We start from the raw sequence: 16,775 nt of genomic DNA, 5'->3' as shown, positions 1-16,775 counted from the left end.
GGCGGTGCGCCGGTCAGGGCGCCGCCTCGCGCTCGAGGCGCAGCAGCTCCAGGTGCTGCTCGTACTGGTCGAGCAGGTCGTCGACGAGCTGGCCGTAGCCGTAGCCCATGACGTTGTAGCCCTGCCCGCCGCCCTGCAGGTGCACCTCGACGCGGTGGTGGTCGGTCCAGGCGGCGGTGCAGTCGCCGTCGGTGCCGTCCGTGTCATCGGTGCTGCCGGTGCCGGGGTTGCCGTCCGTGCCCGGTGCACCGCCGGCGGCCGGACCGTCCGCGGCGGGCGGCTCCCCACCGGGCGAGCCGTCACCGTCGAGCGGGTAGCGCGGCAGGCCGGTGATCCGCGGGACGAGCCGGTACACGAACGGCAGCGTCGCGTGCACCTCGGCGACCAGCTCGAGCGGCTCCATGCCCTCCGGGCGCTCCTCGCCGGGCTCGATCTCCGGCGCGTCCTCGCCGGTGCAGCGCTGCACCCGGGTCGGGACGCCCTGGGTGCGCAGCTCCGCGGCCACGTCCTGCAGCACCGTGGTGGCGGTGCCGGTGAGGAACTGGTCGGCGCCCTGCTCATCGGCGTGGCGCATCGTGCGCCGCAACCGGTCCCGCCAGTCCTGCCCGGCGGCGGCCGGGTCCTGCCCGTTGCCGCCCGGCCGGCTGCGGCCGGACAGCAGCGCCGGCAGGCTGGACAGCTTGCTCTCCGAGCGGTACCGCTCCAGGCGCAGCGCCTTGTAGAGCCCGAACATCACCAGCACCATGACGAACGCGAACGGCAGACCCATGATCACGGTCGCGTTCTGCAGGGTGGTGATCCCGCCGACGAACAGCATGCCCAGGGTGAGCAGGCCGGTCGCGGCCGCCCAGAAGATCCGGTTGGCGGGCGTGGCGTCGTCGCGCGGGGTCTTGCGGTACGAGGTCAGGTTGGCCATGACCAGCGCGCCGGAGTCGGCCGAGGTCACGTAGAACAGCAGGCCGGTGAGCGTGGCCAGCCCGGCCAGGAACGGGAACCACGGGTACTGCGCGAGCAGCTGGTAGAAGCCGGTCTCGGGCGCGTTCACCGCGGTGTCGGCGAGCTCGGTGTTGCCGGAGCGGACGCTGTCCAGGGCGGCGTTGCCGAAGATCGAGATCCAGAACAGGATGTAGAAGAACGGGATGACCAGCGTCCCGACGACGAACTGGCGGATCGTGCGCCCGCGCGAGATGCGCGCGAGGAACAGCCCGACGAACGACGCCCACGCGATCCACCAGGCCCAGAAGAACAGGGTCCAGAGGTTCATCCACTCGCCGACGTCGGGGTTCGTCTGCTCGAACGCGAACGTCTCCATGGTCAGCGTCGGGAAGCTCGCCAGGTAGTCGCCGAGGTTGGTGACCAGCGCGTTGAGCAGGAACGAGGTGTTGCCGGTGACCAGGATGAACAGCGCGAGCAGCAGCGCCGCGATCACGTTGAGCTCGGAGAGGCGCTTGATGCCCTTGTCGACGCCGGAGACCGCGGAGATCGTCGCGATCACCACCGAGACCGCGATCAGCGCGATCTGCGCCGCGGTGCCCACCGGGATCCCGAACATCACGTCGAGGCCCACGTTGAGCAGCACGACGGCGATGCCCAGCGAGGTCGCGATACCGAAGATCGTGCCGAGGACGGCGGCGAGGTCGACCGCGTGGCCGACCCGGCCGAACACCCGCTTGCCGATGATCGGGTAGAGCGCCGAGCGGACCGAGAGCGGCAGGTCGCGGCGGTAGGCGAAGTAGGCCAGCGCGATGCCCATCAGCGCGTACATGCCCCAGCCGGTCAGGCCGTAGTGGAACAGCGTCCAGACCGTCGCGTCGCGGGCCGCCTCGACCGTGCCCGGCTCCCCGACCGGGGGAGCGGTGTACTGGGTGATCGGTTCGGCGACCGAGAAGAACATCAGGTCGGTGCCGATCCCGGCGGCGAACAGCATCGCCGCCCAGGACAAGTTCGAGTAGTCGGGCTTCGAGTGGTCCGGCCCGAGCTTGGTGGATCCGTACCGGGACAGCGCGAGGAACAGCACGAACGCGAGCACCGCGGCGGCGACGAGGACGTAGAACCAGCCGAACCCACCGGCGATGAACTCGACCAGCAGCCCGATCACCAGCTCGGCGTTCTCCGGCAGCAGGATCGCCCAGGCGGCGATCAGCAGGACCCCGATGGCGGAGCCGTAGAAGACCGGCTTGTTCAGCCGGACCGACGGCTCTCCGACACCGCTGCCGCCGCCGTCACCGGCTCGGGTCCCCGCGTCGGAGGACGGACTGTCGCTCATCGGGTCGGAACCTCCTCATCGCCCTGGCAAACGGGAAAACCCTAGGGCGGATCGGCCCCACCCGGGGCACCCGGGGGGTAACGAATCGGTGCGCACCGGATTGCGATGACGGGACGCTTCACGGACCGGAACCGGTCGGTGGCCCGACGTGGCCGGAACGGGCCCCGGGGCCGCCCCGGAGACCCTCCGGGGTGTCCCGGATCCCGGTCGGCGGGGCGTTGACCACGATCATAGAGACACCGCCCACCGGACGAGGAGCCCGATGACCACCCCGCACCGCCCTTCCCCGCCCCCGCCGACGGCGGCGCGGCACCGGGCCCGATCCGCCGCGGTCGCCGTCCTGATCGGGGCGGCCGTGCTCGCCACCGTCGTCGGGCTCGGGCACCCGGCAGGCGCCGCCGACGAGACCGACGTCCGGGGCACGGCCCCCGGGGCGGAGGCGGCGGTCCGCGGGTACGCGGCGGAGTCGGCCGTGCCGGGGATGATCGCGGTCGTCCTCGCCCCCGACGGGTCGGTGACGACCGTGCCGCACGGGCGGACCTCGGACGGGGCCCTGGTCACCGCCGACACCCCGTTCCGGATCGCGTCGATGAGCAAGGCGTTCACCGCGGTCGCGGTGCAGCAGCTCGCCGAGCAGGGCCGGCTGCGGCTGGACCAGCCGGTCGTCCGAGCTGCTGCCCGGTTTCGCCGTCGACGACCCGCGGGGTGCCTCGATCACGGTGCGGCACCTGCTGGCGCACACCTCGGGGCTGGCAGCGGCCGACGTCGACGAGTTCGCGCTGCCGCCCGCCCCGTCGTCGGCTGCGCTCGTGGCGGGGCTGCGCGACGTCCCGCTCGCGCGCGACCCCGGCACCGCCCACGAGTACCTGAACGCGAACTACGTCGTCGCCGCGCGGATCGTCGAGACGGTGACCGGGCGGCCGTTCGGGGAGCACCTGCGTGCGGGCGTACTGCTGCCGCTGGGGATGACGGCGACGGTGGCCACCGACCGGTGCGACGCCGCGGTGCCCGGGCTGGCGCTCGGGCACGTGGGCGCGCTCGGCGTGCAGGTACCGGTGCCCGAGATCCCGGCGTTCTGCGCGGGCGACGGCGGCGTGGTCACCACCGCGGCGGACCTGACGCGCTGGCTGCGCTTCCAGACCGGCGACGGCGCGCCGCTGCTCACCGCGGCGTCGCTGCGCGAGGCGCACACCGCGGCGCCGGGGACCGACGGTCGCTACGGGCTCGGCTGGTCGGTTCGGGACGGCGGGGACGGCGGTATCCGGGTGCTGCACGACGGCGCGCTGACCACCTGGACCAGCGCGATCGAGCTGTCCCCGACCGGGGCGGGCGCGTTCGTGCTGACCGATGCCGCCGGCGCACCGTCGCAGCTCGCCGCCCAGCTCGTCGGCGCGGCGGACGGGGCGGCCCCGCAGGCGGCGCCCGCCGACCCGCTGCGCGCGGTGAACCTCGTGTTGGCGGGGCTGACGGTCCTGGCCGGGGTGCTGCTCACGGTCGCGGTGCTGCGGGCCGGGCGGCGTGCGCGGGCGCTCGGTGGACGGCGGCGGGTGCTGTCGCTGCCCGCGGTCGCGGTCGCGGCCGGGGTGCTGCTCCTGCCGCTCGGGTGGGCGCTCGTCGCCGGGCCGAGCTGGACGTCCTGGCTCATGCTGCTCTGGATGCTGCCGCTGGGCGGGATCCTCGCGTTCGTCCTGGTCACGGGCGGGGTGGTGGCGCTGGTCGCCCGGGCACGGGCCGGTCGCAGCGCCCTCCCGGAGGTCGGGGACCGGTCCGCTGCCGGGTCGGCACCGGCGACACGGCCCGGTCCTCGCACACCGGCGTCCTGACGACGACCGGCCCCGCGACGCGTGCGCGTCGCGGGGCCGGGAGAGGGGAGCGGGGCCCGGGTCAGTTGCCCTGCGGCTGCCCCTTCAGCGCGGCGTCGAGCTGCGGGGCGACGGTGTCGATCGCGTACGGCAGCGACAGCGGGCTGGAGTAGCCCAGGGCGCCGGCGAACTCGGTGGAGAAGCCACCGAGGTAGACCACCCGGCCCTCGCGCACGGCCGGGATCGCCGAGAACACCGGGTCGGCCTCGGCCTCGGCGCGGGTGCGGCCCATGACGGCGATGACGTCGCCGTCGAGCTGGCCCTGCTGTTCCAGCGACAGCTCCTGCGAGTCGGGGCGGACCTGGAAGCCGAGGCCCTCGAACAGCTGGGCGCGCAGGTCATCGGTACCGAAGTCCCACGGCGTGCCCTCGATGTAGAACGCCATCTTCAGGTTCTTGCCGGCGAAGTCCGGGTGGGCCTGCTTGGCCTCGTCGAACTTCTTCTGCGTCTCGGTGATGACCTGATCGGCCTGCTCGGTGCGGCCCAGCGCCTGCCCGGTGATGCGGGTCTGCTCGTCCCAGGTCGCGGCGTTCGAGCCGTCCTCGGTCGGCTGGGCCACCGTCGGCGCGATCTTGGACAGTGCGTCGTAGGTGGAGCGGTCGAGGAAGGAGTAGACGCCCAGGATCAGGTCCGGCTGCAGGGCGGCGATCTGCTCGACCGACAGCTCGGCGCCGGAGAGCACCTCGGGGGTGGGACCGAGCGGCGGCTGCGGCAGCCAGGCCCGTTTCTGCCAGTCGAAGTCGCCCTGGAACTCGCGCTCGGCGATCGGCTGCACGCCCAGTGCCATCACGAAGTCGGCCTCGTTGTAGCCGATCGCGACGACCCGCTGGGGCTGCTGCTCGATCGTGGTCGAGCCGAACGCGTGGTTCAGGGTGACGGGGAACTGCCCGTCCGCGGCGGGCTCACCGGAGGCGGCAGGTGGCTCCTCGGCACCGGTCGAACAGCCGGCCAGCGCCAGGAGCAGGACCGCGAACGCGGCGAGCGTCCGCAGCAGGGAACGGGGCATCGGGGTGATCCTTTCCACCAGGACCCGCGGTGCGCGGATCACGATCGGGGGGACGGGGCGGGCTCGCCGCCACGGGCGCCGGTCCAGGCCTCCCACAGCCGCGCGTACCGGTCGCCCGCGGCGACCAGGTCGTCGTGCGGGCCCTCCTCGACGACCCGGCCGGCGTCGAGCACGACGACCCGGTCGGCCGCCGCGGCCTGGGTGAGCCGGTGCGCGACCACGAGCCCGCTGCGGCCGGCGAGCGCGGCCTCGGCGGACTCCTCGAGGGCGCGGGCACCGGCGCTGCCGGCCTCGGCGGTGGCCTCGTCGAGCACCAGCACGCGGGGGTCGGTCAGCACGACGCGGGCCAGCGCGAGCTGCTGGGCGGCGACCACCGGCAGCCGGTGCCCGCCGTCTCCGACCACGGTCTCCAGCCCGTCGGGCAGCGCGCGCGCCCACCCGCCGGCCCCGACCCGGTCGAGGGCGGCGAGCAGCTCGTCGTCGGAGGCGTCCGGGCGGGCCAGCCGCAGGTCGCCGGCGAGCGGGCCCGCGAACACGTGCGACTCCTGGGTGACGAGCGTGACGGCCCGCCTGCGACCGTCGGCGTCGAGGTCGTCGAGCCGGGCGTCGCCGATCTCGACCGTGCCCGATCCCGCCGCGTGCACGCCCGCGACGATCCCGGCGAGCGTCGACTTGCCCGCCCCGCTCGCCCCGACCAGTGCCACCCGCTCACCGGGCGCCACGTCGAGGTCCACGTCGGTCAGCACCGGGTGGCCCTCGACGTAGTGGTGGGTCAGGCCGCGCACCCGGACCCGGGCACCGCGCACCGTCGCGGGCTCGTCCGGTTCCGGCGGGCGCCGCAGGTCCGCGACGCCGACCAGGCGGCGCAGCCCGGCCAGCGCGGTCTGCGCGGCGTCGAGCTGGAACAGCACGACGTTGATCGGGGTGAACAGGTTGACGAAGTACAGCGCGGCCGCGCTCGCCGTCCCGATCGTCGTCGCCCCGGAGCCGACCAGCCAGAAGCCGGTGACCAGCACGGCGGCGAGCCCGATGAACTCGGCGAGGTTGAGCCGGGCGAACAGCTGGGTGTGCAGCCGGACGACGGCGACGGCCAGCCGGGCCACCTCCGCGGCCCGCTCGGCGATGCCGGTGGCGTGCCGGTCGTGCAGGCGCAGCGCCCGCACCGTGGACAGCCCGGCCGCGGTGTCGAGCAGGTGCTGCTGCTGGGCCCCGCCGGCGATCCGCTGTGCGGTGTAGAGCGGCTCGGAGCGCCCGAGGAACGCCCGCGCCGTCCAGACCTGGATCGGCGAGGCCAGCAGCGCGGCCAGCAGGAACCGCCAGTCCAGCACGGCCAGGGCGACCAGCGTCAGCGCCACCATCAGCGCCGCGCGGGCCAGCTCCGGCACGGCCTCGCGCACGGAGTCGCTCACCGCGGACACGTCGTCGGTGACCCGGGACGTGAGGTCCCCGGCCCCGGCCGACTCGATGCGTGCCTGCGGCAGGTGCAGCGCCCGGTCGACGAAGCGTTCGCGCAGCCCGGCGAGCAGGGTCTCGCAGAACCGCGCGGTGAGGGCCACGCCGAGCGCGGCCAGCAGGCCCTGGACGACGGCGATCCCGGCCAGCCCGAGTACCGGCAGCAGGACCGCGTCGGCCCCCTGACGCCGGGCGACCCGGTCGACGATCTCCCCGAGCAGCGGGGCCACCAGCAGGCTCACCGCCGCACCGGCGACCAGCACGACCACGGCGACGGCCGCGCTCCCGCGGTGCGGGCGGCTCAACTCGCCCAGCACCGCGCGGATCCGGGGTCCGGAGGCGACGGGCAGCAGGACTGTGTGGGTGCTCATGCCGTCACCACCGCGCGGTAGGTGTCGTCGGCCATCAGCTCGGCGTGCGTACCGCGGGCGTGCACGCGCCCGTCGACGACGAACGTGACGGTCCCGGCCTGCCCGAGCAGCGCCGGGCTGGTGGTGACCAGCAGCGTGCTGCGCCCCGCGCGGTGCGCGGCCAGGCCCTCGGCGATCCGGGTCTCGGTGACGGCGTCGACCGCGGTGGTCGGGTCGTGCAGCACCAGGACGGGGGCGTCGGCGGCCAGGGCGCGGGCGAGGGCGATCCGCTGCCGCTGTCCGCCGGACAGCGAGCGGCCGCGGGCGGAGACGTCGGTGTCGTGGCCGTCCGGCAGGGTCTGCGCGACCTGGTCGGCGGCCGCCGCGGCCATCGCGGGCTCCGGGTCGGCGGTCTCCGGTGCACCCGCCATGACGTTGTCGCGCAGGGACCCGGGGAACAGGTGCGCGTCGTGCGCCGCGACGAGCACCGCGCCGCGGGCGACCTCGGGTGGCCACGCGTCGAGCGGGACGCCGTCGAGCGTGACCCGGCCGTCACCCGGGCCGGACTCGCGGGCGAGCACGGCCAGGAGCGCGGCGGCGTCCTCCGGGTCGGCGGCCACGAGTGCCGTGGGCGCGCCGGGGCGGACGTCGAGGTCGACACCATCGCTGCCGAGCCGGCCAGTGCTGTGCCGGCCGTCGTTGCTGCTCCGGTCGTCGCCGTCGTGCCGGCCGTCGCCGGGGTCACCGGCCTCGAGGGTCGCCGGGTCGACGCGGCTGCGGCGCTCGCTGCGGTCACCGCTCCCGCCTGCCGGGCGCCGCAGTCGCAGTCCGCGCACGGACAGCTCGCCGGGGCCGGCGGCCGGGTCGCCGTCCGGCAGGGCCCCGTCACGACCGGCCCCGTCACGACCGGCCCCGCCGGGGGCGACACCGTCGGGACCCACACCGTCGGGACCCACACCGCCGGGGGCGACACCGTCCTCGGGCGCGCCGACGGCGGGCGGTGCGGACAGCACGGCCGCGATCCGGGCGGCGGACGCGCGGGCCTGGGCGAGGCGGGCACTGACGAAGCCGAACATCTGCAGCGGCCCGATCAGGAACTGCGCCAGCCCCACCGCCGACACCAGTTGTCCGACGGTGATGTCACCGTTGGCGGCCGCCCGGCCGCCGACCAGGGCGATCACCGCCAGGAACAGCCCGTTCGCCAGCTGCACCGTGCCGAGGAAGCCGCCCTCGGCACGGGTGGCGCGCAGGGTGGCGCCGAGTGCCTGGCGGCTCGAGTCGCGGTAGCGGCGCACCGCGGCGGGCCGGGCGCCGATGCCGTTGAGCACCCGCAGGCCCGAGACCAGGTCGGCGGCCGTGCCCGCGGCCTGGGCCGCCCGCTCCTGCTCGGCGCCGGAACGCTTCTCCAGCGGCTTCACGACCAGCTGCACCACCCACAGCAGCGGCGGGGTGCCGAGCAGGATCAGCAGGCCCAGCGACAGGTCGATGGCCAGCAGGGTGACCGCGGTGACGGCCACCGCGGCGACCCCGGCGATCAGGATCGGCAGCGCGACCTGGAGCTCGGCGACCCGCTTGGCGTCGGAGACCGCGATACCGGTCAGCTCCCCGGGCAGCCGGCCGGTCTCGCCGCCACCGCGCGGGTCGAGCAGCCGGCCCGCGACCTGGCGGCGCAACCGGGCGTCCGCCCAGGCCTCGGCGTACCAGGACTGCCGGGCACCGAACCGGTAGGCGTAGGACAGCACGAGGAAGTCCAGGGCCAGCACGGCGAGCCAGCCGGCGAGCGCGACCGGGTCCCCGGCGGCCACCGCCCGGTCGATCACCACGCCGACCAGCAGCGGGACGAGCGCCTCGCCCGCCTGGTGGGTCGAGAACAGCACGCCGCCCGCGGCGATCCGGCCGCGGTAGGCCAGCAACGACCCCCGCAGGACGTCTCGACCCGCGACGGCACCGAGGGGAGGCCGAACAGCCGAGCCTGTCACGCGGGCAGGGTAACCTTACCTGGACCCCGAGATCACGACCGGGCGATCAGGATCTCCCAGAGGGTCTCGAGATCGTCGCGGGTGGTCGCGACCGATCCGAACGCGACCCGGACCACCGGACTGCCGTCGATCTCCGTCCCGGACAGCAGCACCCGCCCGTCGGCGTTGACCCGTTCCAGCAGATTCCGGGTCGCGGCGTCACCGGCGGTGGCGCGCAGGCACACCAGCGACAGCACCGGCTCACCGGCCAGCTCCAGGCCGTCGTGGTCGCGGATCCGCCGGGCGAGCTCGGCGGCCAGAGCGATGTGGCCGCGCAGGTGCGCCCGCAGCCCGGACAGCCCCTGGCCGTGCAGGACGGCCCACAGCTTCAGTGCCCGGAACCGGCGGCCGAGCGGGATCTGCCAGTCCCGGAAGTCGACGACCGCACCGGAGTCCGAGGCCGCGTCCCGCAGGTACGGCGGGGTGATCGACAGTGCGGCCGGCAGCACCGCCGCGTCGCGGACCCACAGCAGCGAGGCGTCGAACGCGGTGAGCAGCCACTTGTGCGCGTCGGTGCAGAACGAGTCGGCCCCGGCCACGCCGTCGAGCACCCAGCGGTGCTCCGGGCACAGCGCCGCGACGCCGGCCCACGCCGCGTCGACGTGCACCCAGGCACCGTGCTCCGCGGCGACCTCGACGATCGCGCCGACCGGGTCGCTCGCCCCGGTGGAGGTCGTCCCGACGGTCGCGCAGACCAGCACCGGCACGCACCCGTCGGCGACGTCGGCGCGCATCGCCGCGCGCAGCGCCGCCGGGTCCATCGCGCGGGTGCCCGGGACGCAGGCGACCGTGCGCAGACCCGCCGCCCCGAGCCCGGCCACCCGCACCGCCTTCGCCAGCGACGAGTGGGTGTCGGGGGAGACGTACACGCGTTCGCGGCCGGTCACGCCCCGTGCCCGCCAGCCGGTGCCCGGGTCGGGGGCGGCCCGGTGCAGCGCCGCGGTCAGCGCGACCAGCGCCGCCGACGACGCCGAGTCCTGGATCGAGCCGCCGCCCCCACCGTCGTGGGTGAAGGCCTCGGGCAGCCCCAGCCCGCGGGCGAGCTGGTCGGTGACCGCCTGCTCGACCTCGGTACAGGCCGGAGAGGTGGACCAGAGCATCCCCTGCGCGCCCGCGGCGCCGGAGAGCAGATCCCCGAGCAGCGAGGTCAGCGAGGCGTTCGCCGGGAAGAACGCGTGGAAGCCGGGGTGCTGCCAGCGCGTGTCGGCGTCGCCGGTGACCGCCTCGACCAGGGCCGGGAACCCGGCCAGCGGTGACGGCTCCTCGGCCGCCTCCCGGTCGAAGCGGGCCCGCACGGTGCCGGGTTCCACGGTGTCGCGGACCGGGCGCCGCCCGATCCCGGCGCGGGCGTCGGCGACGGCGTCGACGAACAGGTGGCCGAGGGTGCGGAACTCGTCCGGCGTGAGGTCGGGCACGGAGTGTGACGCTACCCGCGCGCGTGGCCGGTGGCGGCGCTCAGGAGGCGCGGCGGAGGACCTTCTCCCGGATCTCGGGGAGCAGGTCGTCCCCGGCGGCCAGCAGCCCGGCCAGCCGGGCGGGCTCGGTGAGCAGCGCCCGGAACGCGTCGCCGACCGTGACGCCGTGGCCCGGCCGGCGCTCGACGGCCACCGGGTCCCCGGCGTGGACCGGGCCGGGTTCGAGAACCCGCAGGTAGGCCCCCGGTCGCCCTGCGGCGGTGAACGTCCGCACCCACCCGTCGCGTTCGAGCCAGGCCGCGAACGTCCGGCACGGGATCCGGGGCGCGGTGACCTGCAGCAGCACCCCACCGACCCGCCAGCGTTCGCCGAGCTCGGCGCCGGTGACCTCGAGTCCGCGGGTCGTGAGGTTCTCCCCGAACACGCCGGCGTGCAGCGGGCCGAGGTCGGGCTCGAACAGGTCGAGATCCTCGCGGGCGTAGGCGTAGACGGCCTTGTCGGTGCCGCCGTGGTGGCGGGCGTCGCAGACGGTGTCACCGGCCAGCCCGCTCGCCCCGTCGGCCGGGATGGCGATGTGGACCGGACCGGGCACCGGACGCTTGTCGATGCCGGACGTACCGGTCGCGGCGAGCATCGGGCGCGCGGCACCGACGTTGACGGAAGCGACGAGACCCACCCGTCGACCGTAGGGCGCGGCCCCACCGTGGGGCGACCGGGTTCCGCGGGCGGGGCCGGAGCAGACTGCACCGGTGAGCCCGCCCCCCGAGGAGCCCGTCCCGGACGGCACCCGGCGGCTGCGCCTGCTGCAGCTCGCCGCGCTGACCAGCACCTGCGACCGGTTCGCGATCGCGCCGCTGCTGGTGCCGATCGCGGCGTCGTTCGGTGCCCCGCTGGCCTCCGCCGCCGGCGCGGCGGGCGGCTACTTCCTGGCCTACGGCCTCATGCAGGTCGTGTGGGGCCTGCTCTCGGACCGGATCGGCCGGGTCCGGGTGATGCGGGTGGCGCTGGTCGGGGCGGTGCTCGGCGGGGTGGCGTCGGTGCTCGCGCCGACCCTGCCCGTGCTGATCGCGGCCCGGGTGGTGACCGGGGCGTGCACCGCGGCACTGATCCCGGCCGCGCTGGTCTATGTCGGTGACACCTGGCCCGCGGCCGTGCGCCAGCGGCCGATGTCGGACCTGCTCGCGGCCACCGCGCTCGGGACCGCGGTCGCGACGGCCGGGGCCGGCGTGCTGGCCGACCTCGTCGGCTGGCGGGCGGTGTTCGCGACGACGGCCGCCGCCGCGGCCCTGCTGTCGGTGGCGTTGCGGGCACTGCCCGAGCCGGAGCCGGCCGGGGCGCCGGACCCCGTCCGCCCGGACGGCGGCGGGTGGGCCTCGGTCCTCGGCCCGCTCGGCGCGGTGTTCGGCGACGGCTGGGCGCGGGTGGTGCTGTTGCTCGCCTTCGTCGAGGGCGCGGTCGTGCTCGGCGTCCTCACCTATCTCGCGCCCGCCCTGCAGGCCGGGGGCAGCTCGGCCGCGCTCGCCGGTCTCGCCGCGGGTGGCTACGGCGTCGGCGCCATGGGGTTCTCCCGGGTCGTGCGCCGCCTGGTCGGGCGCCGCAGCCCGGCCGCTCTGGCCGGCACCGGCGGGGTGTTCCTGACCCTCGCGTGGGTGTTCCCGCTGGTCACGGTTCATCCCGTGACCATCGCGCTGGCCGGGCTGTGCCTCGGCGGGTGCTGGGCGTTCCTGCACTCGACGCTGCAGACCTGGGCGACCGACGTCGTCCCGCGGGCCCGGGCGACGGCCGTGGCCCTGTTCGCCACGCTGCTGTTCCTGGGCAGCTCGGCCGGCACCGCCCTGGGCGCCCCGCTCGCCGACACGGGCGCGTTCGGCACGCTGTTCCTGGTGGCACTGGTCGTGTCGGTGCCCCTGGGCGCCGGTGCCACGTGGGCGCGGTCGCGCTACGCCCGCCGGGCGTAGCGCGACCGGATCACACGTACCGGTCGCGCAGCTCCCGCTTGACCAGCTTGCCGGTGGGGGTGCGCGGCAGGAAGTCGGTGAAGTCCACCGACGCCGGCGCCTTGTAGTGCGCGATCCGCTCCCGCACGAACTCGATCAGCTCCCGTTCCAGGTCCGGGCCGGCCTCGACGCCCTCCGGGGTCTGGACGACGGCCTTGACCTTCTCACCCATCTCCTCGTCCGGGACGCCGATCACGGCGACGTCGTCCACCTTCGGGTGCAGGGCCAGGGCGTCCTCGACCTCCTGCGGGTAGATGTTCACCCCGCCGGAGATGATCATGAAGGCCTTGCGGTCGGTGAGGTAGAGGAAGCCGTCGGCGTCGACGTAGCCGAGGTCGCCGGTGGTGGCCCAGTTCTCGTGCTCGGGGTGCCGCGCGGCCGTGGTCTTGCCCGGGTCGTTGTGGTACTCGAACGAGGGCTCCTCGCGCTCGAAGTACACCGTGCCGATCTCGCCGGGCTCGACGTCCGCGCCCTCGTCGTCGCAGATGTGGATGATGCCGAGGCCCGCCCGGCCGACCGAGCCCGGGCGCTCGAGCCACTGCGTCGAGTCGATGAAGGTGATGCCGATGGCCTCGGTCGCCGCGTAGTACTCGTGCAGCACCGGCCCCCACCAGTCGATCATGGCCTGCTTGACCTCGACCGGGCACGGCGCGGCGGCGTGGATCGCGACCTTCATCGAGGACACGTCGTACTGCGCGCGGACGTCGTCGGGCAGCTTGAGCATCCGCACGAACATCGTCGGCACCCACTGCGAGTGGGTCACCGAGTACCGGTCGATCAGGGCGAGGGCGCGCTCGGGGTCGAACCGCTCCATCACCACGACCGTGCCGCCCAGCGCCTGCACCGTGGCCGTGAACCGCAGCGGCGCGGCGTGGTAGAGCGGCGCGGGGGAGAGGTAGACGGTGTCGGTGTCGAAGCCGTACATCGGCCCGAAGATCGCCTGGTAGGTGTCGCCGGGCTCGTCGACCTGGCGGTCCGGCAGCGCCGGCTTGATCCCCTTCGGCCGCCCGGTCGTCCCGGAGGAGTAGAGCATGTCGGCGCCGCGCGGCTGGTCGGCAGGCGGCTCCGCGGACACGCCCGCGAGTTCGCCGTCGTAGTCCTTGTAGGACGACGCGCCGGGGATCTCGCCCCCGAAGGCGAGGCGGACCGGGACGTCCACGTGGTCCTCGACGGCCGCGGCGAGCCCGGCGACCCCGGCGGAGACGACGAGCGCCTTCGCGCCGCAGTCCCGGACGATGTAGGCGGTCTCGGGCGCGGACAGGTGGTGGTTCACCGCGGTGACGTAGAGCCCGGAGCGCTGCGCGGCCCAGTACACCTCGTAGACCCGGGCGGTGTTGTCCGAGACGAGCGCGACGACGTCACCCCGCTGCAGCCCGGCCGCACGCAGGTAGTTCGCGAGCCGCGCCGACCCCGCCTCGAGCTCGGCGAAGGTGAGGGTCTCGCCCGACCCACCCATGATCACGGCCGGCTTGTCGGGGGTGGTGGCGGCGTGCGTGCCTGGGAACATCGGGGACCTCTCGTCGTCGCTGGCGCAGCGCGATCCACCGGGGCGGTACCGCGCGGAATCTCCGGCCCCGATCCTGCCATCCGCCGGCGCCGCGGCGTCACGTGTCGATTCGTGACGTTCCGGACTCCCGTGGGCCGCCGACCGTTCCGGCCGGGCCGGGTGCGCCTACGCGTGCGCGTTCTGATAGGCCTGCAGAACCGAGGACGGGATACGGCCGCGCTCGGAGATCCGCATGCCCTGGCCGGCCGCCCATTCCCGCACGGCCCGGTTCGCCGCTCGCCCGGACGCGCTGGGCCCGTTCGACCGGGGGGCGTTCGTGACGGCCGTGTTCGAGGTGACCGGCTGCCCGCCGGTGCGCCGTCCACCCACTCGCCGGGCGGCGGAGACGAAGGGCGCCAACGATTCCCGCAGGCGCTCGGCATTCGCGGCGGAGAGGTCGATCTCGTAGCTGCGGCCGTCGACGGCGAACTCGATCTGCTCGTCGGCCTCGGAACCGTCCAGGTCGTCGACCAGGGTGATCGTCGTCTGCTGCGCCACGTCGTCATTCCTTCCGGGGGAATCCGGGTATTTCGAGCGGAGAATGGGCGCCGCCGGCGTGCGCCGGTTTCCAGCTGGAACGATCCGGGACCATACGGCGAGGCGCGCTTTCTGTGACAGAACGATAATCGACGCGGATGTGCCGTGTCGATCCGGTGTCCGGCCGGCCCCGCAGGAATGAGCATCGGAGGACGGCACGGCCGGATGTGCGCGACCGGGTCAGAACTGCGCCTCCGCCGTCCGGCCCATCGCCGAATGGGCGAAAAGGAGCCGACCCGGTGATTCGGTGCCCGTCCTGAGCCTGTTCGGTGCCTGTTCAGGGCCGGTTCGGGGCCGACTCAGGACCGGCAGGGTGGGGTGGGCCACCACGGCTCGGCCGGGACGGTGGCGCGGGCCGCCTCCGCGGTCCGGACGCCGGTCAGGTCGATGCGCTGCCCGGGGCGGGGCAGTGCCAGCACCACGTCGTGCGCCGTCGCGGCCTTGCGGGCCCGCTCCACGGGCTCGTCCCACGGGTGGAACCCGAGGTTGAACGTCGCCCAGTGCACCGGCAGCATCACGCGACCGCGGAGCTCGCGGTGCGCGGCCACCGCCTGCTCGGGATCGGTGTGGATGTCCGGCCACAGCTCGGCGTAGGCGCCCACGGGCAGCAGCGTCAGGTCGAACGGGCCGTGCGCGTCGCCCGTGCGCGTGTGCACCCGGCGGCTGGGGCCCGTGTCGCCGCCGACGTAGACCGCGTGCCGGGGGCCGGCGACCTTCCACGCCGCCCACTGGGTGGTGTTGCGCCGCAACGCACGGCCGGAGAAGTGCCGGGTCTCCAGGCAGGTCAGGGTGAGCCCGCCGAGCTCGACGACGCCGTCCCAGTCCCGCTCCACGACCCGGTGCCCCGGCACGCCCCACGCCCGCAGGTGCGCACCCACCCCGAGCGGGCAGACGAACACCGCCGAGGACTCACGGCCCAGCCGGCGCACCGTCGGGCGGTCGAGGTGGTCGTAGTGGTCGTGGGTGAGCAGGACGACGTCCGCGTCGGCGACGGCGGGCAGCGGCACCACCGGCGGGTGCAGGCGGCGGGGCCCGACGAACGGGACCGGAGAGGCGTAGTCGGACCAGACGGGATCGACGAGCACCCGCCGCCCGTCCACCTCCAGCAGGGTGCTCGCGTGCCCGAGCCAGGTGACGGCCAGGCCGGCCGGCACCGCGGGGATCTCGGGGCGGGCCAGCGGCACCGGACCGGGCGGTGCGCCCTCGGTGGAGCGGCTGCGCAGCATGTTGAGCAGCATCCGGAGCGAGGCCTTCGCCCGGGGCAGCCCGGGTTCGGTGTTGGCGAAGATCCCGTCGACGGTGTTCGGCGAGCTGCCGGCCAGCCGTCGCAGCTCGGAGCGGCGGGCCCCGATGTTGCGGTGGACGTGCAGGCCGAGCCCGGCCAGCGCCAGTACGGGGGAGACGGTGGCCGCGGCGACGGCGGCCCGGGTCGTGCGGGACAGGGTCGTGCGGGACACGGTCTCCACAGTACGAACACTCCACAGTACGAACACCGGTGCGGGCTCCCCACCTACGCTCTGTGGCGTGACCGACCCTGTTGTGACCGGAGCGGACGTGACCGGCGAAGGACAGCCACGGATCGAGACCGAACGGCACGGGCACGTGCTGCTGGTGCGGATGACCCGGCCGGACAAGCGCAACGCCGTGGACGCCGGGATGACCGCGGCGCTGGACGAGGCGTTGAACCTGCTCGACGACGACCCGGACCTGTGGTGCGGGGTGCTCGCCGGGGACGCGACCGCGTTCTGCGCGGGCACCGACCTGGCTGCCGGCTCGGGCGGCCCGACCCCGCGGGGCGGGAACTACGGCGTCGTGCGCCGGGATCGGCGGCGGCCGCTGATCGCCGCCGTGGAGGGTGTCGCCTACGGCGGCGGGTTCGAGATCGTGCTGGCCTGCGACCTGGTCGTGGCCTCGTCGACGGCCCGTTTCGGCCTGCCGGAGGTCGCGCGCGGGCTCGTCGCGAACTGCGGGGCACTGTTCCGGGCGCCGCGGCCGCTGCCGCTGAACGTCGCCAAGCAGCTGCTGGTGACGGGGCGTCCGCTCGACGCGTCCCGGGCGTACGCGCTGGGGCTGGTCAACGAGCTCGTCGAGCCGGGCCGGGCCGAACAGGCCGCGCTCGAGCTCGCCCGACAGGTGTGTGAGAACTCGCCGCTGGCGGTCTCGGTGTCGCTGCGCGCGCTCGAGCGAGTGGTGTCCGAGGCGGACGAGCGCGGCTGGGCCGCCACCGACATCGCGTCCGCGGCGATCGAGCAGTCCGCGGACCGGGCCGAGGGGGTCGCGGCGTTCCTGGAGAAGCGCGAACCGCGCTGGACGGGACGCTGATCGG

General features: G+C 75.0%; 12 protein-coding genes and 1 pseudogene. 4 read left to right on the top strand and 9 right to left on the bottom strand.

All coding sequences use genetic code 11. The features are described 5' to 3' along the window. Positions 1-13 precede the first annotated feature (13 nt). Positions 14-2,266 carry a choline BCCT transporter BetT gene (gene betT, locus BM093_RS03175; protein ID WP_093336884.1) on the bottom strand — a complete coding sequence of 751 codons (2,253 nt, stop codon included), beginning with the start codon at positions 2,264-2,266 and terminating at the stop codon, positions 14-16. A gap of 262 nt (positions 2,267-2,528) precedes the next feature. Between betT and BM093_RS38290 the strand changes: the two are divergent. Then, positions 2,529-2,930, top strand: a pseudogene (locus BM093_RS38290) (serine hydrolase); the annotation flags it as partial. A gap of 7 nt (positions 2,931-2,937) precedes the next feature. Continuing rightward, positions 2,938-4,089 (top strand): serine hydrolase, encoded by a 1,152-nt coding sequence (locus BM093_RS03165; protein ID WP_093336880.1) that lies wholly within the window; start codon positions 2,938-2,940, stop codon positions 4,087-4,089. Positions 4,090-4,150: 61 nt separating this feature from the next. Here the strand turns inward: BM093_RS03165 and BM093_RS03160 are convergent, their stop codons facing one another. Genes BM093_RS03160 through BM093_RS03140 form a run of 5 tightly spaced genes read right to left on the bottom strand, consistent with a single transcriptional unit; the run spans position 4,151 to position 11,045 of the window. Continuing rightward, the gene (locus BM093_RS03160) at positions 4,151-5,134 is read right to left on the bottom strand and encodes an iron-siderophore ABC transporter substrate-binding protein (RefSeq protein WP_093337468.1); all 984 of its coding nucleotides are present in this window, start codon (positions 5,132-5,134) and stop codon (positions 4,151-4,153) included. 38 nt (positions 5,135-5,172) lie between these two features. Beyond that, complete coding sequence (locus BM093_RS03155) at positions 5,173-6,957, bottom strand: ABC transporter ATP-binding protein (RefSeq protein ID WP_093336877.1); 1,785 nt, start codon at positions 6,955-6,957, stop codon at positions 5,173-5,175. Further along, the gene (locus BM093_RS03150) at positions 6,954-8,915 is read right to left on the bottom strand and encodes an ABC transporter transmembrane domain-containing protein (protein ID WP_093336874.1); all 1,962 of its coding nucleotides are present in this window, start codon (positions 8,913-8,915) and stop codon (positions 6,954-6,956) included. Before BM093_RS03150 ends, BM093_RS03155 begins: the two co-directional genes overlap by 4 nt. Before the next feature lie 32 nt (positions 8,916-8,947). Continuing rightward, positions 8,948-10,369 carry a pyridoxal phosphate-dependent decarboxylase family protein gene (locus BM093_RS03145; protein ID WP_093336871.1) on the bottom strand — a complete coding sequence of 474 codons (1,422 nt, stop codon included), beginning with the start codon at positions 10,367-10,369 and terminating at the stop codon, positions 8,948-8,950. A 40-nt stretch (positions 10,370-10,409) separates the two neighbouring features. Next, complete coding sequence (locus BM093_RS03140; protein ID WP_245773270.1) at positions 10,410-11,045, bottom strand: MOSC domain-containing protein; 636 nt, start codon at positions 11,043-11,045, stop codon at positions 10,410-10,412. A 73-nt stretch (positions 11,046-11,118) separates the two neighbouring features. Here BM093_RS03140 and BM093_RS03135 point away from each other — a divergent pair, with 73 nt between their 5' ends. Further along, entirely contained in the window at positions 11,119-12,327 is a 1,209-nt protein-coding gene (locus BM093_RS03135; protein ID WP_093336869.1) for an MFS transporter, read from the top strand. Positions 12,328-12,337: 10 nt separating this feature from the next. Here the strand turns inward: BM093_RS03135 and BM093_RS03130 are convergent, their stop codons facing one another. From BM093_RS03130 to BM093_RS03120, 3 genes are all read right to left on the bottom strand, one after another. Further along, positions 12,338-13,873, bottom strand: a complete 1,536-nt coding sequence (locus tag BM093_RS03130; RefSeq protein WP_093336867.1) for an acyl-CoA synthetase — start codon at positions 13,871-13,873, stop codon at positions 12,338-12,340. A gap of 165 nt (positions 13,874-14,038) precedes the next feature. Continuing rightward, positions 14,039-14,410, bottom strand: coding sequence for a histone-like nucleoid-structuring protein Lsr2 (locus BM093_RS03125; protein WP_093336864.1), 372 nt, complete (start codon positions 14,408-14,410; stop codon positions 14,039-14,041). Between the two features lie 338 nt (positions 14,411-14,748). Beyond that, positions 14,749-15,906, bottom strand: a complete 1,158-nt coding sequence (locus BM093_RS03120; protein ID WP_245773269.1) for an MBL fold metallo-hydrolase — start codon at positions 15,904-15,906, stop codon at positions 14,749-14,751. A 67-nt stretch (positions 15,907-15,973) separates the two neighbouring features. On the opposite strand from BM093_RS03120, the gene BM093_RS03115 reads away from it, so the two are divergent. After that, positions 15,974-16,771: an enoyl-CoA hydratase-related protein gene (locus BM093_RS03115; RefSeq protein WP_245773268.1), complete on the top strand. Its 798-nt coding sequence runs from the start codon at positions 15,974-15,976 to the stop codon at positions 16,769-16,771. Positions 16,772-16,775: the final 4 nt, after the last annotated feature.

Source organism: Pseudonocardia ammonioxydans (assembly GCF_900115005.1).
GTDB lineage: Bacteria > Actinomycetota > Actinomycetes > Mycobacteriales > Pseudonocardiaceae > Pseudonocardia > Pseudonocardia ammonioxydans.
Note: the sequence above shows the minus strand (reverse complement) of the source record. Positions and strands in the feature narration are given on the sequence as shown.

Bases quoted from the DNA above. Each gene is read 5' to 3' on its own strand.
- BM093_RS03130 (WP_093336867.1), bottom strand. From the start codon at position 13,873: ATGTTCCCAGGCACGCACGCCGCCACCACCCCCGACAAGCCGGCCGTG.
- BM093_RS03155 (WP_093336877.1), bottom strand. From the start codon at position 6,957: ATGAGCACCCACACAGTCCTGCTGCCCGTCGCCTCCGGACCCCGGATC.
- betT (WP_093336884.1), bottom strand. From the start codon at position 2,266: ATGAGCGACAGTCCGTCCTCCGACGCGGGGACCCGAGCCGGTGACGGC.
- BM093_RS03160 (WP_093337468.1), bottom strand. From the start codon at position 5,134: ATGCCCCGTTCCCTGCTGCGGACGCTCGCCGCGTTCGCGGTCCTGCTC.